This is a genomic window from Pseudomonas sp. JZ134 (genome assembly GCF_051027695.1).
Classification (GTDB): Bacteria; Pseudomonadota; Gammaproteobacteria; order Pseudomonadales; family Pseudomonadaceae; genus Chryseomonas; species Chryseomonas luteola.
Map to the genome: position 1 here is coordinate 3,055,490 of NZ_CP069250.1, position 26,053 is coordinate 3,081,542.

General features: G+C 57.2%; 21 protein-coding genes. 12 read left to right on the forward strand and 9 right to left on the reverse strand.

Features of this window, described 5'->3' with window-relative positions; genetic code table 11:
- The first annotated feature begins 45 nt into the window (after positions 1–45).
- Positions 46–1,239 carry a succinyldiaminopimelate transaminase gene (gene dapC / locus JQR86_RS14225; protein WP_407362976.1) on the forward strand — a complete coding sequence of 398 codons (1,194 nt, stop codon included), beginning with the start codon at positions 46–48 and terminating at the stop codon, positions 1,237–1,239.
- A gap of 7 nt (positions 1,240–1,246) precedes the next feature.
- Here the strand turns inward: dapC and JQR86_RS14230 are convergent, their stop codons facing one another.
- From JQR86_RS14230 to JQR86_RS14245, 4 genes are all read right to left on the reverse strand, one after another.
- Positions 1,247–2,881 (reverse strand): Na+/H+ antiporter, encoded by a 1,635-nt coding sequence (locus JQR86_RS14230; RefSeq protein WP_150347886.1) that lies wholly within the window; start codon positions 2,879–2,881, stop codon positions 1,247–1,249.
- A gap of 214 nt (positions 2,882–3,095) precedes the next feature.
- Positions 3,096–4,052, reverse strand: a complete 957-nt coding sequence (locus tag JQR86_RS14235; RefSeq protein WP_434154922.1) for a methyltransferase — start codon at positions 4,050–4,052, stop codon at positions 3,096–3,098.
- 72 nt (positions 4,053–4,124) lie between these two features.
- The gene (locus JQR86_RS14240) at positions 4,125–5,603 is read right to left on the reverse strand and encodes an iron-containing redox enzyme family protein (RefSeq protein WP_434153773.1); all 1,479 of its coding nucleotides are present in this window, start codon (positions 5,601–5,603) and stop codon (positions 4,125–4,127) included.
- Positions 5,604–5,749: 146 nt separating this feature from the next.
- Entirely contained in the window at positions 5,750–6,691 is a 942-nt protein-coding gene (locus JQR86_RS14245; RefSeq protein ID WP_150347888.1) for a DNA/RNA non-specific endonuclease, read from the reverse strand.
- Between the two features lie 155 nt (positions 6,692–6,846).
- Here JQR86_RS14245 and JQR86_RS14250 point away from each other — a divergent pair, with 155 nt between their 5' ends.
- From JQR86_RS14250 to JQR86_RS14275, 6 genes are all read left to right on the forward strand, one after another.
- A complete protein-coding gene (locus JQR86_RS14250; protein WP_150347889.1) occupies positions 6,847–7,212 on the forward strand; it encodes an ArsC family reductase in 366 nt (121 codons plus the stop codon).
- A 1-nt stretch (position 7,213) separates the two neighbouring features.
- Complete coding sequence (locus JQR86_RS14255) at positions 7,214–7,840, forward strand: LysE family translocator (RefSeq protein ID WP_074828052.1); 627 nt, start codon at positions 7,214–7,216, stop codon at positions 7,838–7,840.
- 26 nt (positions 7,841–7,866) lie between these two features.
- Positions 7,867–8,907, forward strand: a complete 1,041-nt coding sequence (gene dapD, locus JQR86_RS14260; RefSeq protein ID WP_434153774.1) for a 2,3,4,5-tetrahydropyridine-2,6-dicarboxylate N-succinyltransferase — start codon at positions 7,867–7,869, stop codon at positions 8,905–8,907.
- A gap of 105 nt (positions 8,908–9,012) precedes the next feature.
- The gene (locus JQR86_RS14265) at positions 9,013–10,218 is read left to right on the forward strand and encodes an aminotransferase class V-fold PLP-dependent enzyme (RefSeq protein WP_312270217.1); all 1,206 of its coding nucleotides are present in this window, start codon (positions 9,013–9,015) and stop codon (positions 10,216–10,218) included.
- Complete coding sequence (locus JQR86_RS14270) at positions 10,215–10,619, forward strand: SufE family protein (RefSeq protein WP_074828047.1); 405 nt, start codon at positions 10,215–10,217, stop codon at positions 10,617–10,619. The genes JQR86_RS14265 and JQR86_RS14270 overlap by 4 nt, the downstream gene beginning before the upstream one ends.
- 56 nt (positions 10,620–10,675) lie before the next feature.
- A complete protein-coding gene (locus JQR86_RS14275; protein WP_010797364.1) occupies positions 10,676–11,632 on the forward strand; it encodes a DUF72 domain-containing protein in 957 nt (318 codons plus the stop codon).
- Here JQR86_RS14275 and tadA read toward each other — a convergent pair.
- From tadA to JQR86_RS14290, 3 genes are all read right to left on the reverse strand, one after another.
- Complete coding sequence (gene tadA, locus JQR86_RS14280; RefSeq protein WP_409440451.1) at positions 11,629–12,123, reverse strand: tRNA adenosine(34) deaminase TadA; 495 nt, start codon at positions 12,121–12,123, stop codon at positions 11,629–11,631. The two genes, JQR86_RS14275 and tadA, sit on opposite strands and share 4 nt — an antisense overlap.
- Positions 12,124–12,137: 14 nt before the next feature.
- Positions 12,138–13,508 carry a multicopper oxidase family protein gene (locus JQR86_RS14285; RefSeq protein ID WP_434153775.1) on the reverse strand — a complete coding sequence of 457 codons (1,371 nt, stop codon included), beginning with the start codon at positions 13,506–13,508 and terminating at the stop codon, positions 12,138–12,140.
- Positions 13,509–13,630: 122 nt separating this feature from the next.
- Positions 13,631–14,629, reverse strand: coding sequence for a LacI family DNA-binding transcriptional regulator (locus JQR86_RS14290; RefSeq protein WP_434153776.1), 999 nt, complete (start codon positions 14,627–14,629; stop codon positions 13,631–13,633).
- A 271-nt stretch (positions 14,630–14,900) separates the two neighbouring features.
- Here JQR86_RS14290 and JQR86_RS14295 point away from each other — a divergent pair, with 271 nt between their 5' ends.
- The 4 genes from JQR86_RS14295 (at position 14,901) to JQR86_RS14310 (ending at position 20,525) form a co-directional block, all read left to right on the forward strand.
- On the forward strand, positions 14,901–16,685 hold the full coding sequence (locus JQR86_RS14295; RefSeq protein ID WP_434153777.1) for an IlvD/Edd family dehydratase: 1,785 nt from the start codon (positions 14,901–14,903) through the stop codon (positions 16,683–16,685).
- Positions 16,686–16,756: 71 nt separating this feature from the next.
- Complete coding sequence (locus JQR86_RS14300; RefSeq protein ID WP_434154924.1) at positions 16,757–17,917, forward strand: fumarylacetoacetate hydrolase family protein; 1,161 nt, start codon at positions 16,757–16,759, stop codon at positions 17,915–17,917.
- A gap of 168 nt (positions 17,918–18,085) precedes the next feature.
- Positions 18,086–19,729, forward strand: coding sequence for a D-xylose transporter XylE (xylE, locus tag JQR86_RS14305; RefSeq protein ID WP_434153778.1), 1,644 nt, complete (start codon positions 18,086–18,088; stop codon positions 19,727–19,729).
- Between the two features lie 25 nt (positions 19,730–19,754).
- The gene (locus JQR86_RS14310; protein WP_074828031.1) at positions 19,755–20,525 is read left to right on the forward strand and encodes an SDR family NAD(P)-dependent oxidoreductase; all 771 of its coding nucleotides are present in this window, start codon (positions 19,755–19,757) and stop codon (positions 20,523–20,525) included.
- Between the two features lie 63 nt (positions 20,526–20,588).
- On the opposite strand, the gene guaA is transcribed toward JQR86_RS14310, so the two are convergent.
- Positions 20,589–22,166, reverse strand: coding sequence for a glutamine-hydrolyzing GMP synthase (guaA, locus tag JQR86_RS14315; RefSeq protein ID WP_010797356.1), 1,578 nt, complete (start codon positions 22,164–22,166; stop codon positions 20,589–20,591).
- Between the two features lie 99 nt (positions 22,167–22,265).
- Positions 22,266–23,735 carry an IMP dehydrogenase gene (guaB, locus tag JQR86_RS14320; RefSeq protein WP_010797355.1) on the reverse strand — a complete coding sequence of 490 codons (1,470 nt, stop codon included), beginning with the start codon at positions 23,733–23,735 and terminating at the stop codon, positions 22,266–22,268.
- 279 nt (positions 23,736–24,014) lie between these two features.
- On the opposite strand from guaB, the gene JQR86_RS14325 reads away from it, so the two are divergent.
- Positions 24,015–26,036 (forward strand): TonB-dependent siderophore receptor, encoded by a 2,022-nt coding sequence (locus JQR86_RS14325; RefSeq protein ID WP_434154925.1) that lies wholly within the window; start codon positions 24,015–24,017, stop codon positions 26,034–26,036.
- The last annotated feature ends 17 nt before the right edge of the window (positions 26,037–26,053 follow it).

Below are 26,053 nucleotides of genomic sequence, written 5' to 3' on the forward strand. Positions count from 1 at the left end.
TGGACAACTCAGCCTAAGGCCAGGCTGCACTCGCGAGACCTGTATATGAACGATGCCTTGAACCTGCTCCAGCCCTACCCTTTCGAAAAACTGCGCGCGCTGCTGGCAGGTGTCCAGCCACCGGCAGATAAAAAGGCCATCGCGTTATCAATCGGCGAACCTAAACACCCCTCCCCAGCGTTTGTCGCAAAAGCGCTGACCGAGCACCTTGATCAACTGGCGGTCTATCCAACAACAGCCGGACTGCCTGCTTTGCGCGAAGCGATTGTAACGTGGTGCGAGCAGCGTTTTCGTGTACCGACCGGCTGGATGGACGCAGCTCAGCATGCCCTACCGGTAACCGGCACGCGCGAAGCGCTTTTCTCTTTTACACAGGCGGTGGTGAATCGCCAGGAAGGCGCGCTGGTAGTAAGCCCCAACCCTTTCTATCAGATCTATGAAGGCGCCACGCTGCTGGCTGGTGCGCAGCCGCACTACCTGCCCTGCCTGCCCGAGAAAGGTTTTAATCCTGACTTCGATGCTGTTCCAGCCGAAATATGGGATCGCTGCCAGTTGCTGTTCCTGTGCTCTCCCGGCAATCCAACCGGAGCATTGTTGCCTGTCGAGACCTTGAAGCGTTTGATCGAGCTGGCCGACCACCATGACTTCGTAATTGCAGCGGATGAGTGCTATAGCGAATTGTATTTCGATGAAAACAACCCACCTGCAGGCCTTTTGACAGCCTGCGCGGAGTTAGGTCGTAAGGACTTCAGCCGTTGCGTGGTCTTTCACAGCCTGTCCAAGCGCTCGAATTTACCTGGTTTGCGCTCAGGCTTCGTTGCAGGGGACGCTGAGATTCTCAAACGCTTCCTGCTGTATCGGACCTACCACGGCTGCGCCATGCCGATCCAGGTACAGCGCGCCAGCATTGCCGCATGGAGCGATGAGATCCACGTACGCGAGAACCGCGTGCTTTACCGGGAAAAATTCGACGCTGTGCTGGCAATACTAAAAGATGTATTGGATGTCGAGCGTCCGGACGGCGGTTTTTACCTCTGGGCTAAGACACCGTTAGATGACGAGTCCTTCGCCCGTGAGCTATACGCAAAGGAACATGTTACCGTTGTGCCAGGCTCCTACCTTTCCCGGACGGTGGACGGCGTGAATCCTGGTGCCAATCGGGTTCGCATGGCCTTGGTAGCACCTCTGAGCGAGTGTATCGAAGCAGCCGAGCGTATCCGCGCATTCTGCAGCCGCTGACGCTTGCTCAGCCTGCCGCTGAAGCTGGCAGGCTGCGCATCAGTGTCGCCTCGCTGAAGTCCAGATCACTCAGGACTTCAGCGACGATTTCATCGTCGATTACGCCAGACAAGCGCATACGATAGAGCTCCCTACGCTGAGCCCGGATAGCCAGCAACCGCAGCTGCGTTTCAATAAACAGACTGGTTCGGGCACGCGCCTGAACCTCCTCCGTGTCCTGGTAGATATCAAGCTGTTCGCGAAACTCGGCCATGAGCTGCGTCTTGATTTCCGCCTTCAATCCCGCACGCGCAGGATCTTCGTCATCAATACTTTCCGCTTCAAGGGCGCGAAGAGCTGCTTCTGCCGTATTACGCCGAATCTCTCGGCGCTCACGGTCGGCAGCCTCATTGGTACCCACACTTAGTCCACGCAGCAGCAGGGGCAATCCAATGCTGGCCGCCAGCAGGGACAGCAGGATTACGCCCGCAGCAATAAAGATCAGGACATCGCGCTGGGGGAATGGCTGTCCATTCGCGAGAACAATGGGTAGAGACAGTACACCTGCCAGCGTCACGGCCCCGCGTACACCTGCAATTGACGCAATAATTGCGGTACGTTGGAAATCATTGCCCGGCATAGCCTCATGATGTCGGGAGATGCGCCAATACAAGTTCATGACTAGGTAACGCAGCAGGATCAGCGCCAGGAAGATCAGAGTCACCTCCCCCATCAGCCACCCTAGCGTCTTGTAGACATGCTCGGAAGGCTTGAGCACGGCCGCAATGATGTCGGGCAGCTGCAGGCCCAAGAGCAGGAACACCAGTCCATTGAAGGTGAACTCCAGCATCGACCAGATACTGTGGTTGAGCAATCGAGTACGCGACTGCCTGGGCAGCATGTCGATACGGCTTTGCACAAGCCCGGCGGCAACCGCAGAAAGAATGCCTGAGAAGCCCAGGTGTTCGGCAATGACATAAGCGGCAAATGGCAATAGAAGCAAGAAGACGACATAGGGTGCAGGATCCGTCCACCCATGCTCGACCAGCCAGTTACGGGCCTGCCCTGTCAGCCAGCTGAGCGCCGCCCCTGTAAAGAGACCGCCAATGGCAACCATGAGAAACGTCAGACTCGCATCTGCCAGCGAAAACACGCCCGTCATGGCAGCCGCTACGGCAAAGCGAAAGGTGACAAGACCGGACGCATCATTGAAAAGTGCTTCACCCTGCAGGATATGCATCAGCCGCTTGGGCAGTTTCCCACGTGCAATTCCGGACACCGCAACGGCATCGGTCGGCGACAGAACCGCGGCCAGTGCAAAGGCTACCGGCCAGGACAAGCCAGGCACCAGCCAGTGAATAAAGGCGCCAGCGGCCAAAACGGTGATGAATACCAGACCAAACGCCAGCGTCAGGATAGGCGCCCGAAGCCGCCAGAGTTCGCGCTTCGGCATGCGCCACCCATCGGAGAACAGAAGTGGCGGAATGAATAAGAGCATGAACAGTTCAGGATCAAGCGCGACATGCAAGCCCAGGGATGGCAACGCCAGTAACGCCCCGACAACGACCTGGATCAGTGGAAGCGGCACGGGAAGAAACTGAGCACTCAAGCGGGTCGCGCCCACCACAAGCAGCATGATCAAGATGGTATAAACGAGTGTCACCGCTTCTCTCCGCTGGCTACCGAGCCGATCCGCCCGATCTGTACGACACGATCCCTATCGACAAGCCCTGCAAAGACACGTTCGGCAATGCCGTGCCCAAACGGTAGGCATGACGTGTCATGAGGTCATACACCTCACCCAAGGCTCGCCAGTACGTCGTGCTGGCGCCAACTGGACGCCCTCAACTAAGAGGGCGTCACGTTGAAAAACAGTTTCAGGCTGGGCGGGTAACGGTCAGGGTTACAGCCGCGATGCGGTCGGCCTGTGCATAAACACCGGATTCCAGTTCTTCACCGAAGACATCCGGGTCCATCTCACGATAACGCCAGACCAAATCTGTTTTGGCTAACCGCTCCTGGACAGCCTCTAGGAACGGATCCTGGCCTCCCACCATGGCCACGCCGGTATACAGCAGCAAGGTTCCCGCTGGTGCCAAGCGCTCCAGCGCGGCGTCCAGAATGGAAAGAGAGAGTCCGGCTCCCAGCGGCCCGCCCCCGTGGCGATAGGCGCGTTCGGTAGGATCGACCAGGTAAGGCGGATTGGAAATAATAAGATCGAACTCGCCTTCAACATCATTCAGCAGGTTGCTATGCCGAGCCACCACATTGGTCGCTTCAGCCATGTCCGCATTGATTTCAGTAAAGCGGAGCGCGCGATCGTTGATATCAACAGCCAAGACCTCGGCGCCTGGCCTCGCCAGCGCGACAAGTATCGCACCCGGACCTGCACCACTGCCGATATCGACTGCCCGCCGGATCTGCCCAGTTCCGAAGCGCAGCTGGGCTTCGATAGCGTTGGCGTAGCGATAGGTATCTGGACCAAAGAACACTGCATCCGCCTCGTCCGTAGGATAAGCGGAGTGGACGAACAGCTGATCGCCCAAAGTCGACACGCGAACCTTGCTGCGCCAACCATCCTGGTAGGATTCCAGGATGTCGGCGGCCTGCATGGCTTCGAAAAGCTCGGGTGAAATGAGCCCCTGCCTGAAAGGCCGACTCCAGCCAAAAATACCTTGCAAGTCCTTTGCCCACTCGTTGCCGGGGCGACCATTGACGCGGGCATGTGAGGCCGGCGTTATTGTAATGAATTGGTAATGAGCGTCGCGTAATGCTTCGATCAGGAGGCGAAAAGGTTGGACCGAGTGTTTGGAGATTGCAGGCTGTTCGCGCATCTGTGTATCCGTCACGCAGTTTGATCCTTTAGAAGCAGGACAGGGCCCTTATTGGGCCCTGTCCTTGGATGGTCAGTTGAAAAGCTTGTTGAAGAGGCGTGTGGCCAACAATCCAGAGGCGGTATGGTGATTGGCTGGCGACATCATCTCGATCAGAAGCGCCATACCCGCTTCGCGAGTCGGCTGGCACGCCAGGCGTTGCTCCAGGGCCGCGGCTTCGCTGTCAAAGTCATTTACCTCTGCAATAGAGGCATTTGAGGCCGCATTATCGCCTGCGCTTTGACAAAGCGCTTCCTGCTGGCGCTGCTTGGCGCGAAAGCTCAGCTCCCGCTTAGGCAAGATAGCAACTCGGTCCTGCCCTGCCTGGTCCTTGGCTATTACCTTGGCACCGGTGTGCACCAGATCACCCGCAATCCAGTCATGGATAAGCTGCTGCTCATAGGCAGTAAACACACCAAACATTTCGGCACGCTCACCTTGTATGAGCTTCCAGAAACGGCTGTTTTGTGGGTCTTCATGGCGCTTGATCCAGCCTTGAGCCTCCATGGCTTCAAGAAAGGCCGGTATCTGAGCTGGATCGGCCAGCCACTCACTTACATTGCGCCCACCGATTCGGCAGTAATCAGAATGCACGTATTTGCCGACGGTGCTTTTCTCTGCCAGTAGCGAAATAACTTCCTGTTCAAGATCGAACGAGCCAATGACAGACGTTGTGCCTGCGCCCAGGTTGTTGAGCAGATAGCCCTGAGCTACACGTCGATAGAATGCTTCGCGACCTTCTACCGGCATGGCGTCAAGAACGGCCTGCAGGGCCTTCTTTGCATGACCGGTACCGGCGTTATCGACCGTCACGTGCAACGTAAAGTAATAAGGATCGATCCCAAGCTCATTCAACTCGTAAGAGGTAATGAGCAGATGAAGCGGCAACTGTTCATAGCCGAGGTTGAATCCAATGATCTCGGGCAGGAAATGCTCGGCGTTATAGGCCAGCGCCAGCTGGATCGCACCCTGAACATAATGATCATCGCTCAGGCCATCCCAGTCTTCACAACCGTTACTGGCCAGCAATTTCTTATACAGGACGACATGATTCTTGTCTGGCAAACCCTCGCCCAACTCTTCCAGATAGATCTGGATAGGTGCAGTGAAGCGGGTGTCATTCCAGCGCTGCAAAATACCGTACAGCCAGGCGCCGTCTACCAGTTTGGTCGGGGCAACCCCTCTCAAAAAGTAGAGCGCATGGGATTTACTCGTGAAATAACGACGAGGGGCGCCTGCCTTTCGCGACTTAAGATAGGCTCGGTACTCCTGACCTACCTGCTCGGTACTTTGTAGCATCCAGCGCTCTAGCCCTTGCGGATCCTCCGGCAAATCGGATGGCATAGGTCCAGTCGCACTCAGCTGCTCGTCAAGATAGTGCCGAGCCCTTTCGAGCGCGTCAGCCGCGGGTTTCTGTTCAAGCAGAGAAAAATAAAGATGACGGGATGGCTCAAGGGCGTACGGCGTTAACACAGCCTGTCGGCTCGTCGTGGCTCGTGTAGTGGTCTGCATACGTCAGCACATCTGGCAGTTAATAATTGTACAGGTTGTACAATTTGGCCCCTGCCTGGCGGGTGAGTTCCTTACCTTGTGTCCGCTTGGCAGAAAACGATTGCAACTCAAGAGGCCAACGTCTTGAGCTGCAAGGCGTTAAGCCATCAAACCCGTATGTCGGCCAATGTGTGAAGCTCAGCCTCGATCCGTGTCCCTGTCATGGCCTCCTCGTTGGAAAAACCGTCGTAACGGGAGAGTGGGCCAAAATTGATACCTGTCAGCTGTTCGATACGACGAACACTGCGCTGATAGGTTCGGAAGCGTCCGAACGCGGCATCCAGCTGTCCCAGCTCGCTAGATTGATCGATCATGTAGGCGGTTGCAGATGGTTTTCCGTCATCGGATAAAAAGGCGACTACCTTCCAAAAAGCAGACGGGATCAGCACACCTCGATAGCGCCGGTCATCGTCCCGGAAAACCGGCCCGGTAAATACCGTTGCCCGTTCCTTCCAGCGCCGGGTGTTTTCCAGCAGGTAGTTTTCCAGATCCAGCCAGTTCTTCTGATTGAAGCCGGCCATCTGCGGAGAGCAGTTGGTGAAATGAAAGGTGTCACGGTTGGCAACTTCCGCCTCATTCCCCCAGTTAGGGTCCTCACGACGAACAAGGTGTCCGCGATCCAGCAGGTTATTGGCGTACAGGTCTTCGCCAATCTGGGCTTCCAGCGGGATACGTCCGTCATAGGACCAGCGATCCTTGCCCCGCTCGACCGAAACGGACTGAGCACCATCGATATTGACGCCAACGTAGAACGCCAGCCGGCGTGACGCCGACATGGTGATGGAGAAATGCATATAGTCGAGCCGATTTTCGGCGGAACCTGAAACAGGCAGCACGTCCCCGGCACGCTCATCGCTCATGGTAGGCCAGGGTACGCTGAATTCACCAAGAAAGTCGGCGGCATATCCTGGGCGCCCGGACAGCGACTCGGCATCAGTGATACGAGGGCCCTGCTGCCTGGCCTCAAGATCAACCGCAGGCGCTGCCTCCTGCGGTGCGAGTCGGCGCATATCGCTCAGTCTGGGTCTGTGGTTCAGGTCGATCGCCATTTCTTCATATTCCTATCGTATAGAGTGCGTAGAGAGCTTAGGCAATGCCTTGTCGCCTTGTTATAGATTGCGTCGATAGGCGCACAGCCCACCTCTACATGGCATACTCTGACATTCCTATTTGGCGATTACTTTACAAGGGTGGGAGGCCAGGAATGCCCGACACGAACGGCACATTGAGTTTGTATGGCATAAAGGCCTGCGACACCATGAAAAAGGCGCGCACATGGCTCGACGAACATGGCGTGACCTATCATTTTCACGACTACAAGGTCAGCGGCATCGACCGGGAAACCCTTTCAACCTGGTGCCGTGAGCTTGGTTGGGAAAAGGTGCTGAACCGCGCCGGCACTACGTTCAGAAAACTGCCTGACGAACAAAAGGCAGATCTTGACGAGACCCGTGCCATCGAGCTCATGTTGGCGCAGCCCTCCATGATCAAGCGTCCTGTACTGGACCTGGGAGAGCGTCGCGTACTAGGCTTCAAGCCGGAACTCTACTCGGCTGAACTGGACCGCTGACATGTCGATTGCCTGGGCACTATTCATACCTTCCTGTTTCGCATTGAACATGGCGCCTGGGCCGAACAATTTGCTGTCCGTCAATAATGCTGCCCGCTTCGGCTTTGCAGCGGCCTGTATCGGCACCTTGGGCCGACTGATTGCCTTTGCCGGCATGATCGCGCTGGCGGGCTCAGGCCTGGCGCTCGTATTGTTGACGTCGGCCTGGCTCTTTACTGCGATCAAGCTTGTAGGTGCGATGTACCTCATCTGGACTGCCATCCGCTTATGGACTGCCAACACCTCGACGGACGCTCCATCTCCTGACGAAGTCATCAAGGCAGACCTCTGGAAGTTGATGCGTCAGGAGTTTCTGATCGCTGCAGGCAACCCCAAAGCTATTTTGCTGTTTACCGCGTTTCTTCCGCAGTTTGTAGTGGTGGGTGAGCCGCTTGGGCAGCAGTTTACTCAATTGGGCGCAGCGTTTCTGATCATGGAATGCTTCGCCATCGCAATTTACGCCTTCGCCGGAGCACGTCTCGGCCGCCTGTTGGCTGGTGAGCGTGCCAAGCGTCTGTTCAACCGTGGTTGTGCCGCCCTTCTGGGTAGTGCCGGTGTGGGACTACTTCTCAGCCGGCGTCCGGCCTGACCTTATTTGTTTAGAAGGAAAGTTTCATGTCTCAGAATGTGTTCAGCCTGGCCTTTGGTGTCGGCACGCAAAATCGCGACGGCGCCTGGCTCGAAGTCTTCTATGCCCAGCCCCTGCTGAACCCCTCGGCAGAACTGATTGCGGCCATCACGCCGGTTCTCAATTATGCAGGCGGGAACCAAACCATCACCTTTACGCCGTCTCAGGCGCGCGCTCTGGCCGATGCCTTGCGTGGTGTAGAGAACGCTCAGACTCAGATGGCGCTGCTAACCCGTCTGGCTGAAAGCGCCAAGCCGCTAGTTGCCACGATTCTGGCGGAAGACGCTGCGCCCTCCTCAACGCCTGAGGCGTACCTGAAGCTGCATTTGCTGTCGCATCGCCTGGTCAAGCCGCACGGCGTCAACCTGAGCGGCATCTTTGCTCTGCTGCCGAATGTTGCCTGGACCAATCAGGGTGCCATCGACCTGGCAGAACTGCCTTCCGAGCAACTGGAAGCCCGTCTGCGCGGCAAATTGCTGGAAGTGTTCTCCGTCGATAAATTCCCGAAGATGACCGACTATGTCGTTCCCAGTGGCGTGCGCATCGCCGATACCGCCCGTGTTCGTCTGGGCGCTTATATCGGTGAAGGCACAACCGTCATGCATGAGGGCTTCGTAAACTTCAATGCCGGTACGGCGGGCCCAAATATGGTCGAAGGCCGCGTCTCGGCGGGTGTATTCGTCGGCAAGGGTTCGGATCTGGGCGGCGGCTGCTCCACCATGGGTACTTTGTCTGGCGGTGGCAATATCGTGATCAGCGTTGGCGAGGGCTGCCTGATCGGTGCCAACGCGGGCATCGGCATTCCGCTGGGTGATCGCTGCACCGTGGAGTCCGGCCTGTATGTAACAGCGGGCACTAAGGTGATTGTGCTGGATGATCAGAACCAGCAGATACAGGTGGTCAAGGCGCGCGATTTGGCAGGCCAGAATGATCTTCTGTTCCGCCGCAACTCCCAGACCGGCGCGGTCGAGTGCAAAACCAACAAGAGCGCAATCGAGCTGAACGAAGCCCTGCACGCGCATAACTGAGTCATGGAACCCGGTACCTTGGTACCGGGTCCAGACCTGTAAGTAGGCCGCCCGCCGGCTCACGGCCGGGCGGCTTTTTTTCATCCGTTTCCAAAAGTTGAAGCCATGACATTGCCCTCCCCCTGGCGCACCGACTTTCCGGCCCTTGCTGCCTTTGAAGAAGACGGCATCACCTATCTGGACACTGCGGCCACAGCGCAAAAGCCCAAGGCTGTACTGGATGCGCTCACAGCGTACTATGCCCGCGGCGCCGCCAATGTTCATCGCGCTCAGCACCGCCCTGGCGAGCGCGCAACCCAGGCCTATGAGTCCGTACGCGCCAAGGTGGCCCGCTGGCTGGGCGCTTCCAGTTCAAGGGAAGTCGTGTTTACTCGCGGCACGACGGAAGGGCTCAACCTGATAGCCTACGGGCTTGAGCATCACTTCAAGCCCGGCGATGAAATTGTGGTCAGTGCCCTAGAGCATCATGCCAACCTTCTGCCCTGGCAGCAGTTGGCTCGGCGTCAGGGGGTAGAGTTGATCGTATTGCCGCTTACAGACTCGGGCCATATCGACCTCAATCGAGCCAGTGAACTGATCGGCCCACGCACGCGTCTGGTTGCCATCAGCCAGCTGTCGAACGTATTGGGAACCTGGCAGCCGCTGGCCGAGCTCTCCCGTCTGGCCCACGATCAAGGCGCCTGGTTCGTTGTGGATGGCGCTCAAGGCGTGGTTCATGGCCGCCACAGTCCCAAGGACCTGGGCGCGGATTTCTATGTATTTTCCGGCCATAAGCTCTACGCACCAGAGGCCATAGGGGTACTCTGGGGACATGCCGAGGCCCTGGCAGCTCTTGCGCCCTGGCAGTTTGGTGGCGAGATGGTGCGTAACGCCGATTATGAACACGCTGAGTTTCATTCTGCTCCCATGGGGCTGGAGGCCGGGACACCGCCTGTTGGTGCAGCCATTGGCTTGGGGGCAGCATTGGATTGGCTCAGCGCACAAGACGAGTCATCCATTTTTGGTCATGAGCAGGCGTTGTGCGTGAAGCTACAGGCCGGACTGGCTGCTCGCGAGGGCGTTCGTGTATTGGGCGAGCCGCAGATTGCCCTGGCCAGCGTAGTGGTTGATGGCATACATGTGGCTGATCTTTCCCATATGTTGGGCGAGCAAGGCATTGCCGTGCGGGCGGGCAATCATTGCGCCATGCCGCTGTTCAAGCGCCTGGGCGAGGCAGGCTCGCTGCGGATTTCTCTCGGTCTGTATAGTGACTCAACGGATCTGGAGCGCTTCTTCATGGCGCTGGATAATGCCTTGGAGCTACTACGATGACAGGTTTGACGACTGAGGCGCAGGCTGCGCTGGATGCCTTCTCTTCCGCCAACGGGTGGGAAGCTCGTTCACGCCTCTTGCTGCAGTGGGCGACACGCTTGCCCGATGTTGAAACCCGACGAGACGAAGATCGGGTCTATGGCTGTGAAAGTCAGGTCTGGGTCACTCACAAGCAGGATGGAGAGCAGCACTTCTTTCGGGCAGGCAGCGATTCTCGCATTCTACGTGGCCTGCTGGCTGTACTCTTGGTCCGAGCCAATGGACTGACCCAGGAAGAACTGGCCGTGCTGGATATTCATGACTGGCTGGGCCAACTAGGGCTGGAGCGGCAACTCTCCGCCTCTCGTGGCAATGGCCTACGTGCGGTAGTCGAACGCATGCGAACGCTGGCTGAAGCCTAGCCGAACCCCGCTCCCCTCCGCGCAGTCCGAAGAAGAGACGAGTTGAGGAGTTTTCTATGGCTGCGCAGATCCGTATTGGTATTTCCGGCTGGCGCTACGTGCCTTGGCGGGGTGTTTTCTATCCTGAAGGGCTGACTCAAAACAAGGAGCTGCGCTTTGCCTCACGGGCGCTGTCTACAATCGAGATCAATGGCTCCTTCTATTCGCTTCAGCGCCCTCAGAGCTACGCCAGCTGGTATGCAGAAACCGGTGAAAACTTTCTTTTCAGCGTCAAAGGTCCGCGCTACATCACGCATATCCTGCGCCTAAAAGATATCGAAAAAGCGATGGCCAATTTTCTGGCCTCCGGCATCTTTGAGCTCAAGGAGAAACTGGGACCTATCCTCTGGCAGTTTCCAGCTAATTTGAAGTTCGAGCCTGAGCGGTTTGAGGCATTTCTAAAGCTCCTGCCTCAGGACACCCAGACCGCCCAGGCGCTCGCCCTGCATTGTGAGGCGCGCATGGAGGGCCGCTGCAGCCTGAGTATCGATGCCAATCGCCCCTTGCGCCACGCCGTCGAGATCCGGCATGAGAGCTTTATCGACCCCGCTTTTGTCGAGCTACTGCGGCGCTATAACGTGGCGCTGGTAATTGCCGACACAGCGGGCAAGTGGCTGTACCGGGAGGATGTCACGGCAGACTTTCTTTATATACGCCTGCACGGTCACGAGCAGCTCTATTCAAGCCGCTACTCGGATGAAGCGCTGCACTATTGGACGTCTCGCATTCAGGCTTGGGCGCAAGGTGGAGAGCCGGACGATGCCCAGCTGATTGACCAGGCACATCGGTTGCCCACACAGGAGAGCCGAGACATCTATTGCTATTTTGATAATGATGCCAATGTCCACGCGCCGTTCGATGCCGACCGGCTCACAGTGGCGCTAGGCCTGAAGGAAAGCCTGGGCAAATGGGATCTAAGCCTGATTGGCGAGGAGGCCAAGCCGAAGCGAAAGAAAAAGGCCAATGCGCCTTAGGATCTACTCCGACGCGCCCGGAAGAAATCGGTCAGCAAGGCGCCACACTCTTCAGCCAGAAGACCGCCCTCAACGATAACGCGATGGTTCAGGAAATCCTGCTTGAAAAACTGCCCACGGCTTTCTACCGCACCGGCACGCGGTTCACGTGCACCATACACCAGACGCTGGATCCGGGCGTGCACCAGAAGCCCTGAACACATGCTGCACGGCTCAAGGGTTACATACAAGGTAGTGTCCGGCAGACGATAGTTTTCCAGCGCCAAGGCCGCTGCACGAATGGCCTGCATTTCTGCATGGGCGCTGGGATCATGGCCGGTAATGGGCTGATTGAAGCCGCGTCCAATGATCCGTCCCTCATGAACCAATACCGCACCGACAGGCACCTCACCCAGGGATGCCCCTTCAGCCGCCAAGGCCAGCGCCTCTCGCATGAAAAGCTCATCCTGACTACGGTCGATAATGGGAGGGAAACGGCGCATACGATTCATGACAAGCTCAAACGTCAGCTGACCTCAATGGTCCCCATGAGGCCGGTTTCCATGTGGTCGATCACATGGCAGTGAAGCATCCATTGTCCTGGATTATCGGCCACCAGCGCTACCCGAGCTGTCTCGTTCTTGCCGAGCAGGTAGGTGTCGGTATAGTACGGCGTCACGGGATGCCGGTCCGAGCTCAAGACCTTGAAGGTCAGCCCATGCAGATGCACAGGATGAAAATACTGGGCCATGTTACGAAACTCAAGGATGTAACTCTGCCCAAGCTTGAGCTTCGCCAACGCTGGATGCGGGTCCCCTTCCTTGTGCTCGCCACCGGCCTGGCCGTTGATCTGCCAGTACATCGCCTTGCCGCAGTACGCCGGGTCGCTGGCCAGGGTCGCTACCCATTCGAAGCGAAAGCTTACGGTTTCCGCCCGTTCAAGGTCCGGCTCGCTGACAGGGTTGGGCGGCAATGGCCGCGGCCATTCTCCAGGCTGGGCGCCCTGATCGGTAGACCCCAGTGTAGCCAGTCGCAACGGGCCGTTACGCAGGGACACCGTTGTCCCGGCTGCCGGTACCCTATATGCCAGATCGATGCGCATACCAGGGCCTAGCAGGTACTCATCGCCAAACGCCCGAGGCTCGATAGGATGGCCGTCCAGCGCGTAAATACGCGCCTCGACATCCGTCAGGTTCAATCGGTAGGTTGCCGTGTTATCCACATTCAGAATGCGCAAACGCACCACTGCGCCCGCGGGCAGATCAATAGTGGGAACGTGCTTTCCGTTTACTGTGGTCAGCCGACCCAGCGTGCCTACGCGAGCCGCCTCTCGAGGAATGCTGAACGCTGTAAAGACTCCCTGATCATCCACATGCCAGTTCTTCAGGCACAACGTCATGTCGTGCGCAAAGCCGGTCGGCTCACGCTCTTCGACAATAAGCGGTCCTTCCAGGCCTCGCCCCAGTTGCTCACTGCTGGCGACATGCGGGTGATACCAATAGGTTCCAGCGTCTGGTGTCTTGAACTGGTAAACGAAACTCTCGCCCGGTAGCACTGGTGCCTGCGAGATATACGGTACGCCATCCATCTCGATGGGCAGACGAATGCCATGCCAGTGAATCGTGGTGGGCTGATCAAGATGATTAGTGAAGCGGACACGCAGCCACTCGCCTTGCCGCGCCCGGATTTCCTTGCCTGGAAATTGGCCGCCATAGGCCAGCGCAGGCGTGACATGCCCCGGCACCAACTCGACATCCAGCGGTGCCGCGATCAGCTCGTAGTCATACGCTTTGGCCACTTGTGGCCGCCCCAGCCACCAGCGAGCGCCGCCAGCGCCTACCCCTACCACAGCCAGACCGGTCAAACCGCCGAGCACCTGGCGCCGCGTGAAAGACATGAAATGCAGTCCCTCGGGAAATTGGAGGAGCGCACAATACACCCGATTTCACTCAAAGATAAGAAGCACTCTCAATTAAGTAAGCGGAGACGTACGCTTTCAGACTGATGGGAATGAGCGACCTAGGCCCTGGGATCAAGCCGTGTCGTTTCGCGGTGAACGATTTCAAATCCCAGGTCTACATGACGCTCCGGCCTGTCCTGCCCCGCCAGATGAGCGACAAGCAGCTCTGCGGCCTCACAACCGATGCGATAGCGTGGTGTTGCCACAGTCGTGAGCGGCGGAGACGTCCAGGCCGACCCGTTTAGGTCATGGAAGCCCATGATGGCCATGCGGTCGGGAACGGCAATACCCAGGCGGCCGCATTTGAAAACAGCGCCCTGCGCCAAGTCATCATTGCAAAAGAACAGCGCCTCACAATCGGGATGTGTACGGTGCATCCGCTCAAACAGCTCTGCCCCCAGCGCCAGGGAAGAGTTGTTGGTCACAAACAGCTCCCGCTGTGGATCATATAACCCGGCTTCCTCAAGCGCCTGGCGGCACCCATCTCGACGCCGCAGCGTGCGTGGATCGCCCTGCGCGCCAATGATGCCGATACGTCGATAGCCGCACTCGATCAGATGACGGGCCGCGGCATACCCAGCGGCAAACTGGGAAAACCCTACGCTCCAACAATCGTCCCGCGTTAGGGTTTCGATGGTATGCACCGTTGGAATCTGCTGTTGTTCCAGCAATGCCCATAGCCCGGGCGTATGGTCGATACCCGTCAGGATCACACCATCCGGGGAATGCTGCAGATAGGTACGCAGCAGGTGTTCCTCCTGTTCGAGCGAATAGCCGGTTATGCCGATGAGCAGGTTATAACCATGCCGGTCGAGCCGCTCCTTGATGCCGACCAGGATGTCGACGAACACGCTATTGGTAAGCGAGGGGATCAACACGACAATATTCTGGGAACGTGCCGACGCCAGGGCCATAGCGGCTTGGTTGGGGACGTAGCCCAGCTGGCTGCATGCTTCGAGGATCTTGTCACGCACCGGCACGGCGACCTTTTCCGGCGTCTTGAGCGCTCGGGAAACCGTAATCGAACTCACGCCGACGTGTTCCGCTATGTCCTGCATCGTGACTCGTCTACGAGCCGGTTTCCGGTTTCTCATCATCCATACCGTTATAAGCACAGCTGATTTTAGCGTCAAAAGAGGTCTTTACAAACAAAATGTAGGCGCTAACATCGAAATGTATGCGCTAACATTCGCTTGATAAAAACAATAGTGGTGAACGCATCATGTCCTTGCCCCTCACACGTTCTTTTCCAGCACAGCGTCTGATACCTGTTATCGCTCCGGAGCGCTCGCTGCGCCCCTTCACCTCTGATCTGAAGAACAACAAAGCATGAGTGAACCCACACAACGCCGACTACGCAGCCAGCAATGGTTTGATGATCCTGCCCATGCCGACATGACCGCGCTTTATGTAGAGCGCTATATGAACTACGGACTGACCCGTGATGAATTGCAATCGGGTCGACCTATTATCGGGATCGCCCAGACAGGTAGTGACCTGGCCCCCTGCAACCGCCACCATTTGGAACTTGCCCAACGCGTCAAGGCCGGCATTCGCGACTCAGGCGGAATCCCCATGGAGTTTCCGGTGCACCCGCTCGCTGAGCAGAGCCGGCGGCCTACCGCTGCGCTGGATCGAAACCTGGCTTATCTCGGGCTTGTGGAGATTCTGCACGGCTATCCGCTCGATGGCGTGGTGTTGACTACAGGCTGCGACAAAACCACCCCGGCCTGCCTGATGGCAGCCGCCACGACAGATCTTCCTGCCATCGTGCTTTCCGGCGGCCCCATGCTGGACGGCTGGCATAACGGCAAGCGTATCGGCTCCGGAACCGTGCTTTGGCATGCACGCAACCTGTTGTCTGCCGGGACGATCGACTACGAAGGCTTCATGGAAATGACCACGGCGGCCTCCCCGTCCATCGGCCACTGCAACACCATGGGCACAGCCCTCTCCATGAACTCACTGGCCGAGGCGCTCGGCATGTCGCTGCCTGGGTGCGCCAGTATTCCGGCTGCCTACCGCGAGCGTGGCCAGATGGCCTACGTCACAGGCAAGCGCATTGTCGACCTGGTGAAAGAAGAAATTCGTCCCTCGCAGATCATGACGCGAGAGGCATTCGAAAATGCCATCGTGCTGGCTTCGGCCCTAGGGGCTTCCAGCAACTGCCCTCCACATCTGATCGCGATTGCCCGCCACATGGGTATCGATCTGAGCCTGGAAGATTGGCAGCGCCTGGGCGAGGACGTCCCGTTGCTGGTCAATTGCATGCCGGCAGGTGAATACCTGGGTGAAAGCTTTCACCGCGCGGGCGGTGTACCGGCCGTGCTTCACGAACTGGATAAGGCCGGTTTGATCCATCGGCACTGCAACACCGTCTCCGGCAAAACCATTGGCGAGATCATCACGCAGCATCAGACGCTGGACAATGATGTGATTCGCCCCTGTGAATCGCCCCTCAAGCATCGCGCCGGGTTTATCGTCCTGAGCGGCAATTTTTTCGATAGCGCCATCATGAAGGTCTCGGTTATTGGTGAAGCGTTCCGTCAGACCTATCTGGCCGAGCCAGGCAAGGAGAACACCTTCGAGACGCGTGCGATTGTCTTCGAGGGGCCTGAGGATTATCACGCCCGTATCAACGATCCCAGCCTGGAAATCGATGAGCACTGCATCCTGGTCATTCGCGGTTGCGGCACAGTGGGATACCCCGGCAGCGCCGAGGTGGTCAACATGGCGCCACCTTCAGAGCTGATCCGTCGAGGCATCGATTCACTGCCCTGCATGGGTGACGGACGCCAGAGCGGCACCTCAGCCAGCCCGTCTATTCTCAACATGTCACCCGAAGCAGCTATAGGCGGCGGACTTGCCCTGCTCAGGACAGGGGACCGCCTGAGGGTCGACCTTAATGCACGACGGGTCGAACTGCTGATCGACGAGGATGAACTGGAGCGTCGGCGCGGCGAAGCCTTGCCCAGCATTCCGACCTCTCAGACCCCCTGGCAGGAGCTCTACCGCAAACTGGTCGGGCAGTTATCGACTGGCGGCTGCCTGGAGCCAGCCACCCTGTATATGCGAGTGATCACCGAAAACGGTGCCCCTCGCCACTCCCATTGAGTAAGGAGAACCGCATGTCTTCCTACACGCCTTCACATCCCCTGACGGCGGCCTATCAAGCGCCTGACGACATGGCCGCTGGTACCTGGGTCGGCCGTGTCTGGCTACCCGGCTCCACCGCCGGCCCTGCCGTGGTGCTCGTCAAAGAGCAGGCGGTGTATGACATCAGCACCTCGGTTTCGACCATATCTGCGCTGATGGAACTGGACAACCCTGCTGCCTATCTTCGTGAGCTGCCGTTGCCAGCGCCCCTAATAGACCTGCCAGGTCTGCTCGCCAATAGCGACAACCGCGAGCGTGATGAGAGCAAGCCCTGGCTTCTCGCACCGATCGATCTACAGGCTATCAAGGCAGCCGGTGTCACCTTCGCGGCCAGCCTGCTGGAGCGCGTCGTCGAAGAACAGGCCAAGGGCGATCCGGGCAAGGCGGCTGACATCCGCGCCTCATTGACTGAGCGCATCGGCGTTGATCTATCCGACATCGTGCCAGGATCAGATCAGGCAGAAGCGCTACGAAAGGTACTCATCGAGCAGGGCCTATGGTCTCAATATCTGGAAGTAGGTATAGGGCCGGACGCCGAAGTGTTTACCAAGGCCCAGCCTCTTTCAGCGGTAGGTTACGGCTCGGACATTGGTATTCACCCCAAATCCACCTGGAACAACCCAGAGCCTGAGATTGTGCTGGTGGTCTCCAGTACGGGCAAAGTTCAGGGCGCGACCTTGGGCAACGATGTAAACCTCAGGGATTTTGAAGGTCGTAGCGCTCTGCTGCTGTCCAAAGCCAAGGACAATAATGCTTCAACAGCCATCGGCCCTTTCATTCGTCTTTTCGATGAAAGTTACGGCATCGACGATGTGCGCTCGGCAGAGGTTGACTTGCGCATTCACGGCGAAGACGGCTATCTGCTGGAAGGCCACAGCTCCATGCGCCAGATCAGCCGAGACCCACTCGATCTGGTCGCGCAGACGCTTAATGCCAACCACCAGTACCCGGATGGGTTTGTCCTGTTTCTCGGTACCCTATTCGCTCCACGCCAGGATCGCGATCAACCCGGCGGTGGCTTCACCCACAAGCTGGGCGATGTGGTCACGATCAGCACATCGCGTTTGGGCACGCTGAGCAACCGGGTCACCACCAGCGACCAAGCCGCCCCGTGGTCCTTCGGCATTCGCTCACTAATGGACAATCTTCAGCGCCGCGGCCTGCCCTTGAGCGTTTTTCCTCTGCAGTGACCCATCAGCAGCCCCGTATTTACCTGAACTGTTCAGCCTGACTGCTCCAGGCTGAACCTGCCTCACTACTCAGCACAGTTTTTTGATCCGCAAGGAGGCGGATCGTTGTACTCCAGGGAATCGCTAACAAATACAAAAACCGGCTGCCTCCACAGCCTAGGAGACAACATGAACCGTGCCAAATCCTCTGGATTCTTGGTATTCGTCACTATTGCCGCAGCATTCGGCGGCTTGCTGTTCGGCTACGACACTGCCGTGATTTCCGGTGCTGTAGAACCGATACGGATGCACTTTATTGACCCGTTGTTTCAAGACCCGATGCAGGCCAGTCGGGTCGTCATTGAGTTCAAGAACACGCTTCTGCTCAGTACCCTGCTTGTGCTTGCCTTAAGTATCTATTACTTCATGCGGCTTTACGGACGCATGCGTGGGTTAGTGTTTGCTGCGATTGTTTCCGCTATTACGGGCTGGCTGTTCTACAGGCAAGTTTTCATTCTTCCTGATGAAATCACGCCTAATCTCGCCAACTCTATTACTGGATTTACCATTGCATCAGCCCTGCTAGGCTGCGTAATCGGGGGCTTTTTTGCGGGCTATATCAGCCAGCGTCTAGGCCGTCGCAACGGGCTGATCCTAGCCGCCTTGCTTTTTATCGTCTCGGCTATCGGCTCCGCATTGCCTGAAGTCGTCAACGTATTTGGTATTGAGCACATCAGCGCCTTTAACCTATATAGGATCATAGGCGGAATGGGGGTTGGTATTGCCTCTATGCTTTCGCCTATGTACATCGCTGAAATTGCTCCCAGCCACATGCGTGGTCGCCTGGTGTCGTGCAACCAGTTCTGCATCATTTTTGGCATGTTATTGGTGTATTTCGTCAATTACTTCATTGCCCGCGGCCAAACTACGGAATGGCTGAGCCAATACGGCTGGCGATGGATGCTGGGCTCAGAGATCGTACCGGCTTTCGCCTTTATGGCGCTTCTTCTCAAGACGCCTGAAACACCCCGTTATCTCGTCATGAAAGGCCAAACGGGCCGTGCCATGGAGGTACTTGAACAAATCAACGGCTCTGCCGCAGCACAAACCATTCTTAATGAGATTCGTCTGTCCTTCCAGCAGAGCCACCGTGAAGCGCCCTGGCTCTCTTATGGCGGCGCCCTCATCCTGATTGCCATGCTGCTGTCCATCTTCCAACAGTTTGTGGGCATCAATGTGGTGCTGTACTACGCGCCGGAAATCTTCAAGAACATGGGTAGCCAAGCAGACGTCTCGTTGATCCAGACCATCATTGTTGGTGCAGTCAATCTGATCTTCACGGTTGTTGCCATCGTTTTAGTAGATCGTGTTGGGCGTAAACCCCTGATGATCATCGGCGCGCTTGGAATGGCCGTTAGCATGCTGGGGCTGGGTACAGCGTTCTACCTCCAAAGCCTAGGCATTACTGCCCTGTTGATGATGCTGGTGTACGTAGCCGCCTTTGCAGTTTCCTGGGGGCCTGTGGTGTGGGTTCTGCTTTCAGAGATCTTTCCTAACAGCATTCGAGGCGCCCTTTCCATTGCTGTCGCTACTCAATGGTTAGCCAATCTACTGGTGTCCTGGACGTTCCCCATGATGAACAGCAATGCCTGGTTGACCGACCTTTTCAACCACGGCTTCGCCTATTGGGTATATGGCGTTATGGGCCTGCTGGCCGCTGTATTTGTCTGGCGTTGGGTCCCAGAGACAAAAAACAAAACCCTGGAAGAAATGAATGCTGCCTGGTCACCTCGGACGCCTTCAGCATCCGACCTGGTCGCCGAGCGCGCCTAATTCTTGTCCATACAGAGAAATCTAAATGAATCAAGCAACTGCACAGTACCCTAGCCTCAAGGACCGCACCGTTTTCATTACGGGTGGTGGCAGCGGCATCGGTGGTGCCCTGACTCGCGCCTTTCATACACAAGGCGCACACGTCGCCTTTATCGATATCGATGAGCAGGCCAGTCAGCGCCTGATAACTGAGCTGGAGACCGAAACCGGCCAAGCCCCCTGGTTTCGCCGCTGTGATATCCGAGACATCGATAGTCTTCAGGAAGCCATAAGGGACGCAGGACAAGCGTTGGGGCCTATCCGTGTCTTGGTTAACAACGCTGCCAATGATGATCGTCACGATTGGCGCCAAGTGGATACCCAATACTGGGACGACCGCATGGCCATCAACCTTCGCCCCCTGTTTTTTGCTATTCAGGCCGCTGCGCCACAGATGATCCAGGCTGGCGGCGGATCGATCATCAACTTTGGCTCCATCAGCGTCCAGCTTGCGCTTGGCGGGCTGGCAGCCTATGTCAGTGCCAAAGCAGCGGTACACGGACTGACACGAACCTTTGCACGGGATCTGGGTGTCGATGCCATTCGTGTCAATACGGTTGTGCCAGGCTGCATCATGACCGAGCGTCAGCTGGAGAAATGGATCACGCCGGAAGACGAAGCCCGTATTCAGGAACACCAGTGCCTCAAACTGCGCCTGCTTCCTGAGCACGTTGCCCCTACTGTGCTGTTCCTAGCGGCGGATGACAGTGCCCAACTGACGGGGCACGAGTTTCCTGTCGACGGTGGCTGGGGCTGAAGCGGGGCGCCTAAAAGCACAAAGGCCGCCTAGAAAGGCGGCCTTTGTGCTCAATGCGTCAGATCATTCCCACTCGATCGTTGCCGGCGGCTTGCTCGACACGTCGTAGGTCACGCGGGAAATGCCGTCGATCTCGTTGATGATGCGATTGGAAACCTTTTCCAAAAGCTCATAAGGCAGGTGAGCCCAACGCGCGGTCATGAAGTCGATCGTTTCTACAGCACGCAGGGCTACGACCCAGGCGTAACGGCGGCCATCGCCAACCACACCAACCGACTTGACCGGCTGGAATACTACGAAAGCCTGGCTGACTTTGTGATACCAATCAGCCTTGCGCAGTTCGGTGATGAAAATGTCATCCGCGCGACGCAGCAGGTCGGCGTATTCCTTTTTCACTTCACCCAGGATACGCACGCCCAGACCCGGACCCGGGAAAGGATGGCGGTACACCATGTCATAGGGCAGACCCAGCTCCAGACCAATCTTGCGGACCTCATCCTTGAACAGCTCACGCAGCGGCTCGACAAGCTTCAGGTTCATCTCTTCTGGCAGACCACCCACGTTGTGGTGGGACTTGATCACGTGCGCCTTGCCCGTCTTGGCGCCAGCAGACTCGATCACGTCCGGATAGATAGTGCCCTGTGCCAGAAACTTGATGTTTGGCAGCTTGCTGGCTTCAGCATCGAACACGTCGATAAAGGTGCGGCCAATGATCTTGCGCTTCTTCTCTGGGTCGGCTTCGCCTTCCAGATTGGTCAGGAAGCGGTGCTCGGCATCGGCACGAATGACTTTCACGCCCATGTTCTCGGCAAACATGGCCATGACCTGATCGCCCTCATGCAGGCGCAGCAGACCGTTATCGACGAAGACACAGGTCAGCTGATCGCCGATAGCCTTGTGCAATAGCGCCGCGACCACAGAAGAATCCACACCACCGGACAGCCCGAGCAGCACGTTAGCGCTACCAACCTGGGCACGAACCTGGGCAATGGCGTCTTCAACGATATTGGAAGGTGTCCACAGTGCCTTGCACTGGCAGATATCCAACAGGAAGCGCGACAGGATACGGCCGCCCTGCTTGGTATGAGTCACTTCCGGATGGAACTGCACGCCATACCACCCGCGCTTTTCGTCACCCATGGCTGCAATGGCGCAGCTTGGAGTGCTGGCAACGATATGGAAACCTTCCGGCAGGTTGGATACCTTGTCGCCGTGGCTCATCCAGACATCCAGACCGAGGACGCCATCGTCGTCGATATGGTCTTCGATACCGTCAAGCAAGCGGCTCTTGCCGACCACATCGACTTTGGCATAACCAAACTCGCGAACGTTGGAGCCTTCGACTCTGCCGCCCAGCTGCTCGGCCATGGTTTGCATGCCATAGCAAATGCCTAGCAGCGGAACGCCCAGCTCGAATACGGCCTTGGGTGCGCGAGGGCTGTTGGCTTCATGTACCGATTCCGGTCCGCCGGCAAGGATGATACCGCGAGGGGCAAAGGCACGGATGTCGGCGTCATCCATGTCGAAGGGATGGAGTTCGCAGTAAACACCGAGCTCACGCACACGGCGTGCGATCAACTGGGTGTACTGGGAACCGAAGTCGAGAATCAGAATACGGTGAGCGTGGATGTCTTGGGACATGGCCATTTCTCATGAGCGGTAAGAACAGACGATTCGGGGCCATCTAAGACAGCCCCGAATCTCAACATAAAACACCCAGCGAACCTATTGTCGCGGCAATCAGCCTACGCGGTAGTTGGGCGCTTCTTTCGTAATTTGCACATCGTGTACATGGGATTCCGCCATGCCGGCGCCGGTGATGCGAACGAATTGAGGTTTGGTACGCATCTCCTCGATTGTGGCGCAGCCGGTGTAACCCATGGAGGCACGCAGGCCACCCATCAATTGGTGAATGATAGCGGCTAACGGACCTTTGTACGGTACGCGACCTTCAATGCCTTCCGGTACCAGCTTTTCAGCACCGGACGCGGAGTCCTGGAAATAACGGTCGCTGGAGCCCTGGCTCTGCGACATCGCACCCAGCGAGCCCATGCCACGGTAGGACTTGTAGGAGCGGCCCTGGAACAGCTCGACCTCGCCCGGCGCCTCTTCGGTACCAGCGAACATGGAGCCCATCATGACACAGTAACCGCCCGCCACGATGGCCTTGGACAGGTCACCGGAGAAACGGATGCCACCGTCAGCGATCAATGGAACACCTGTACCTTCCAGCGCAGCGGCAACGTTGGCAATGGCGGAGATCTGCGGAACCCCCACACCGGCTACGATACGCGTGGTGCAGATGGAGCCCGGGCCGATACCGACCTTGACGGCATCGGCGCCTGCATCAGCCAGTGCCTTGGCGGCTTCACCCGTGGCGATGTTGCCACCGATGACCTGAACCTGCGGATAGGTTTCCTTGACCCAGCGTACACGCTCGATCACACCCTTGGAGTGACCGTGAGCGGTATCGACCACAATAACGTCAACACCGGCAGCAACCAGCGCAGCCACACGCTCAGGCGTCTCGGCGCCGGTACCGACGGCAGCGCCGACACGCAGGCTGCCCGCCTCGTCCTTGCTGGCGTTCGGGTAGGCCTTGGCTTTTTCGATGTCCTTGACGGTCATCATGCCTTTCAAATTGAAGGCCTCATCGACGATCAGGACCTTTTCCAAGCGGTGCTTGTGCAAGAGCTCGCGCACTTCCTGCTTGTTGGCACCTTCGCGAACGGTAACGAGACGCTCCTTGGGAGTCATCACATCGCGTACCGGAATATCGAGGCGGTTTTCAAAGCGCACATCACGGGAGGTGACGATACCGACCAGATCACCGTTGGCCAGGACCGGTACACCCGAGATGTTGTGCTGACGCGTCAGGTCGAACAGGTCGCGGACGGTTGCGCTGGCATCGATCGTGATCGGGTCCTTTACAACGCCGGCCTCGAAGCGCTTGACCTTGCGGACTTCAGCAGCTTGCTGCTCGACCGTCATGTTCTTGTGGATGATTCCGATACCGCCTTCCTGGGCCATGGCAATGGCGAGGCGGGACTCGGTTACGGTATCCATCGCAGCAGATACCAGGGGAATGTTCAACTCGATACCGCGCGTGAGGCGGGTCTTCAGGCTGACGTCTTTTGGCAAGACATCGGAATAACCGGGAATCAGGAGAACGTCGTCGAAAGTCAGGGCTTCTTGGCTGATGCGCAGCATGGCAGGGGCTCCCGGGCGGGAAAAATAAGAAGCGCGACATTATACCTGTCCTAGAGGAAAGCCTCAACGTAGGCATGAAAGTTGCCGCTCCGTTTACATGGGAAACGATATCAAATTAGAATAATTATCATTACCAAATCATGAGTAATTTCCTTGAAAGCTTCGCTACTCCTCTTCGGTCATGTCCGGCAAACCCCTTTCCTTCTTTCCCTGCTCGCCGGTTGCATCGCTGCGTACACCCTACCCGCCCAGGCGGAAGACCGCGTCGACCTGTCTACCATGGAAATTCAGGCAGATATGCCTCAGGTAGAAGACGGGTATACAGCCGTACAGGCAGGTACAGCCAGCAAGAGTGATGTGCCAGTCAAGGAGGAAGCACAGTCTATTGAGGTCGTAACGCCTGAAATCATTCAGGACTACGACGTTCAGTCGCTGGATGATGCAATGAAGTTTGTCAGCGGCGTCAGCCAGGGCAATACCTTGGGGAACACCAAGGATTCATTGGTCAAGCGGGGATTTGGTACGAATGCCGACGGTTCGATCTTTCGCGATGGCGTACGCTCAAACCTGTCCCGCAACTTTGGCCCTACCAGTGAGCGGGTCGAAGTTCTCAAGGGCCCGGCTTCTCTTCTTTACGGAGCACTTGAGCCGGGTGGATTGATCAACGTAGTCAGTAAACAGCCTCAGTATGTGCAGAGCACTACCTTTGGCGGCTCGGCCTTCAGCGAAGGGGGCGGTAGTCTGAATATCGACACTACCGGGCCTGTGGGCGATACCGGTTTTGCGTATCGCCTGATCGCCGAGCGGCAAAGCGAGGACTATTGGCGCAACTATGGTGTCAATCAGCACACCCTCATCGCTCCTTCGCTGAGTTGGACTGGCGAACGCGCCAGCGTGACGCTGGCCTATGAATACAACGACTATACGAGCCCGTTTGACCGCGGCACGGTGTTTGTCGATGGCCATCCGGCCAGTATCAGCTACGACAAGCGTCTGGATGAGAAATGGGCCAACACAACCGGCATCAGCGAGACTGCAACGGCTCGATTCGAGTATCAGCTTAGCGACGAGTGGAAGACGCGTCTGACCTACGGTTGGAATAACGACCGCTATAGCCTCGCCATCGCTCAGCCGGTCTCGGTTACGCCCAGTGGCGAACTTCTGCGAACAGCCAATGGCGGTCATTATGATTACGAGACCACCTACACCAGCTGGGACTTTATTGGGAAACAGGACTTCCTGGGCCAGCGCCATGATTTATTGATCGGTATCGATCATGAAATGAATGATCAGTACAGGGGCAAGACCTATCGCAATAGCACTGACTCCCGCCGTAACATCAATATCTATTCACCCACCTATGGCAAGCTTGCCGCGCCCAGTCAGATCAGCCCTACGCAAAGCAATGCACGCAACGAGCTTGAGTCCACTTCGCTTTATTTCAAAGATAACTGGCATCTGGATGATCGCTGGATTCTGGTCCTAGGCGGTCGCTATCAGCAATTCCAGCAATATGCCGCCCAAGGTTTGGGAGCAAACCGAAAAACTAGCCTGGACAGGGACGATCAGGTAGTTATCCCGTTTGTTGGTCTGGTTTTTCAAGCAACCGACGCCCTGTCGCTCTACGGAAACTACAGCCGCTCCTTTGTTCCCAACACCACCGTGGACGATCTCAATCAGACATTCGATCCGGAAAAAGGACGCAGCTATGAACTGGGTGCCAAATACACTCTGGCGCCGGGCCTGAATCTGAACGCAGCCGTGTTCGATATCGAAAAAGACAATGTAGTGAGCACTCGCATGGTCAACGGAAAGTCGATAGGCAGTGCAGGCAAAGTGAGTGCTCGCGGGCTGGAACTGGACGTAACCGGGCGGCTGTCCGAGCGTTGGAAACTCATCGGCACCTATGCCTATACCCGCACGCGCATTCTGGAAAATAACAGCAATCCCACCTGGGAAGGCAACCGCCTCAATCAGGCACCTAAACATACGGCCAGCCTGTACCTCACCCATCATTTGCAGGTGCCGTCCAACCTGGGTGACTGGCATACCGGTGCAGGTGCGCGCTATGTAGGGGAACGTGCCGGTGACGACGAGAATAGCTTTTATATGAGCAGCTATACCGTCGCTGACGCCTTCCTGCGCTGGGACTTGCCTGTGCATGGCTATAAAGCCAAGCTGCAACTCAACGTCGACAATCTGTTTGACAAGCATTACTACCCCTCCAGCACCGGTAGCGCATTGCAGGTCAATGTGGGCGAGCCTCGTACGGCGCGTCTGAGTGCCAGCGTGACCTTCTGAGGGCATCAGATTATCCG

Bases quoted from the DNA above. Each gene is read 5' to 3' on its own strand.
- dapC (WP_407362976.1), top strand. From the start codon at position 46: ATGAACGATGCCTTGAACCTGCTCCAGCCCTACCCTTTCGAAAAACTG.
- JQR86_RS14235 (WP_434154922.1), bottom strand. From the start codon at position 4,052: ATGCGCGAACAGCCTGCAATCTCCAAACACTCGGTCCAACCTTTTCGC.
- JQR86_RS14240 (WP_434153773.1), bottom strand. From the start codon at position 5,603: ATGCAGACCACTACACGAGCCACGACGAGCCGACAGGCTGTGTTAACG.
- JQR86_RS14245 (WP_150347888.1), bottom strand. From the start codon at position 6,691: ATGGCGATCGACCTGAACCACAGACCCAGACTGAGCGATATGCGCCGA.
- JQR86_RS14250 (WP_150347889.1), top strand. From the start codon at position 6,847: ATGCCCGACACGAACGGCACATTGAGTTTGTATGGCATAAAGGCCTGC.
- JQR86_RS14255 (WP_074828052.1), top strand. From the start codon at position 7,214: ATGTCGATTGCCTGGGCACTATTCATACCTTCCTGTTTCGCATTGAAC.
- dapD (WP_434153774.1), top strand. From the start codon at position 7,867: ATGTCTCAGAATGTGTTCAGCCTGGCCTTTGGTGTCGGCACGCAAAAT.
- JQR86_RS14265 (WP_312270217.1), top strand. From the start codon at position 9,013: ATGACATTGCCCTCCCCCTGGCGCACCGACTTTCCGGCCCTTGCTGCC.
- JQR86_RS14270 (WP_074828047.1), top strand. From the start codon at position 10,215: ATGACAGGTTTGACGACTGAGGCGCAGGCTGCGCTGGATGCCTTCTCT.
- JQR86_RS14275 (WP_010797364.1), top strand. From the start codon at position 10,676: ATGGCTGCGCAGATCCGTATTGGTATTTCCGGCTGGCGCTACGTGCCT.
- tadA (WP_409440451.1), bottom strand. From the start codon at position 12,123: ATGAATCGTATGCGCCGTTTCCCTCCCATTATCGACCGTAGTCAGGAT.
- JQR86_RS14285 (WP_434153775.1), bottom strand. From the start codon at position 13,508: ATGTCTTTCACGCGGCGCCAGGTGCTCGGCGGTTTGACCGGTCTGGCT.
- JQR86_RS14290 (WP_434153776.1), bottom strand. From the start codon at position 14,629: ATGCAGGACATAGCGGAACACGTCGGCGTGAGTTCGATTACGGTTTCC.
- JQR86_RS14295 (WP_434153777.1), top strand. From the start codon at position 14,901: ATGAGTGAACCCACACAACGCCGACTACGCAGCCAGCAATGGTTTGAT.
- JQR86_RS14300 (WP_434154924.1), top strand. From the start codon at position 16,757: ATGGCCGCTGGTACCTGGGTCGGCCGTGTCTGGCTACCCGGCTCCACC.
- xylE (WP_434153778.1), top strand. From the start codon at position 18,086: ATGAACCGTGCCAAATCCTCTGGATTCTTGGTATTCGTCACTATTGCC.
- JQR86_RS14310 (WP_074828031.1), top strand. From the start codon at position 19,755: ATGAATCAAGCAACTGCACAGTACCCTAGCCTCAAGGACCGCACCGTT.
- guaA (WP_010797356.1), bottom strand. From the start codon at position 22,166: ATGTCCCAAGACATCCACGCTCACCGTATTCTGATTCTCGACTTCGGT.
- guaB (WP_010797355.1), bottom strand. From the start codon at position 23,735: ATGCTGCGCATCAGCCAAGAAGCCCTGACTTTCGACGACGTTCTCCTG.
- JQR86_RS14325 (WP_434154925.1), top strand. From the start codon at position 24,015: ATGGAAATTCAGGCAGATATGCCTCAGGTAGAAGACGGGTATACAGCC.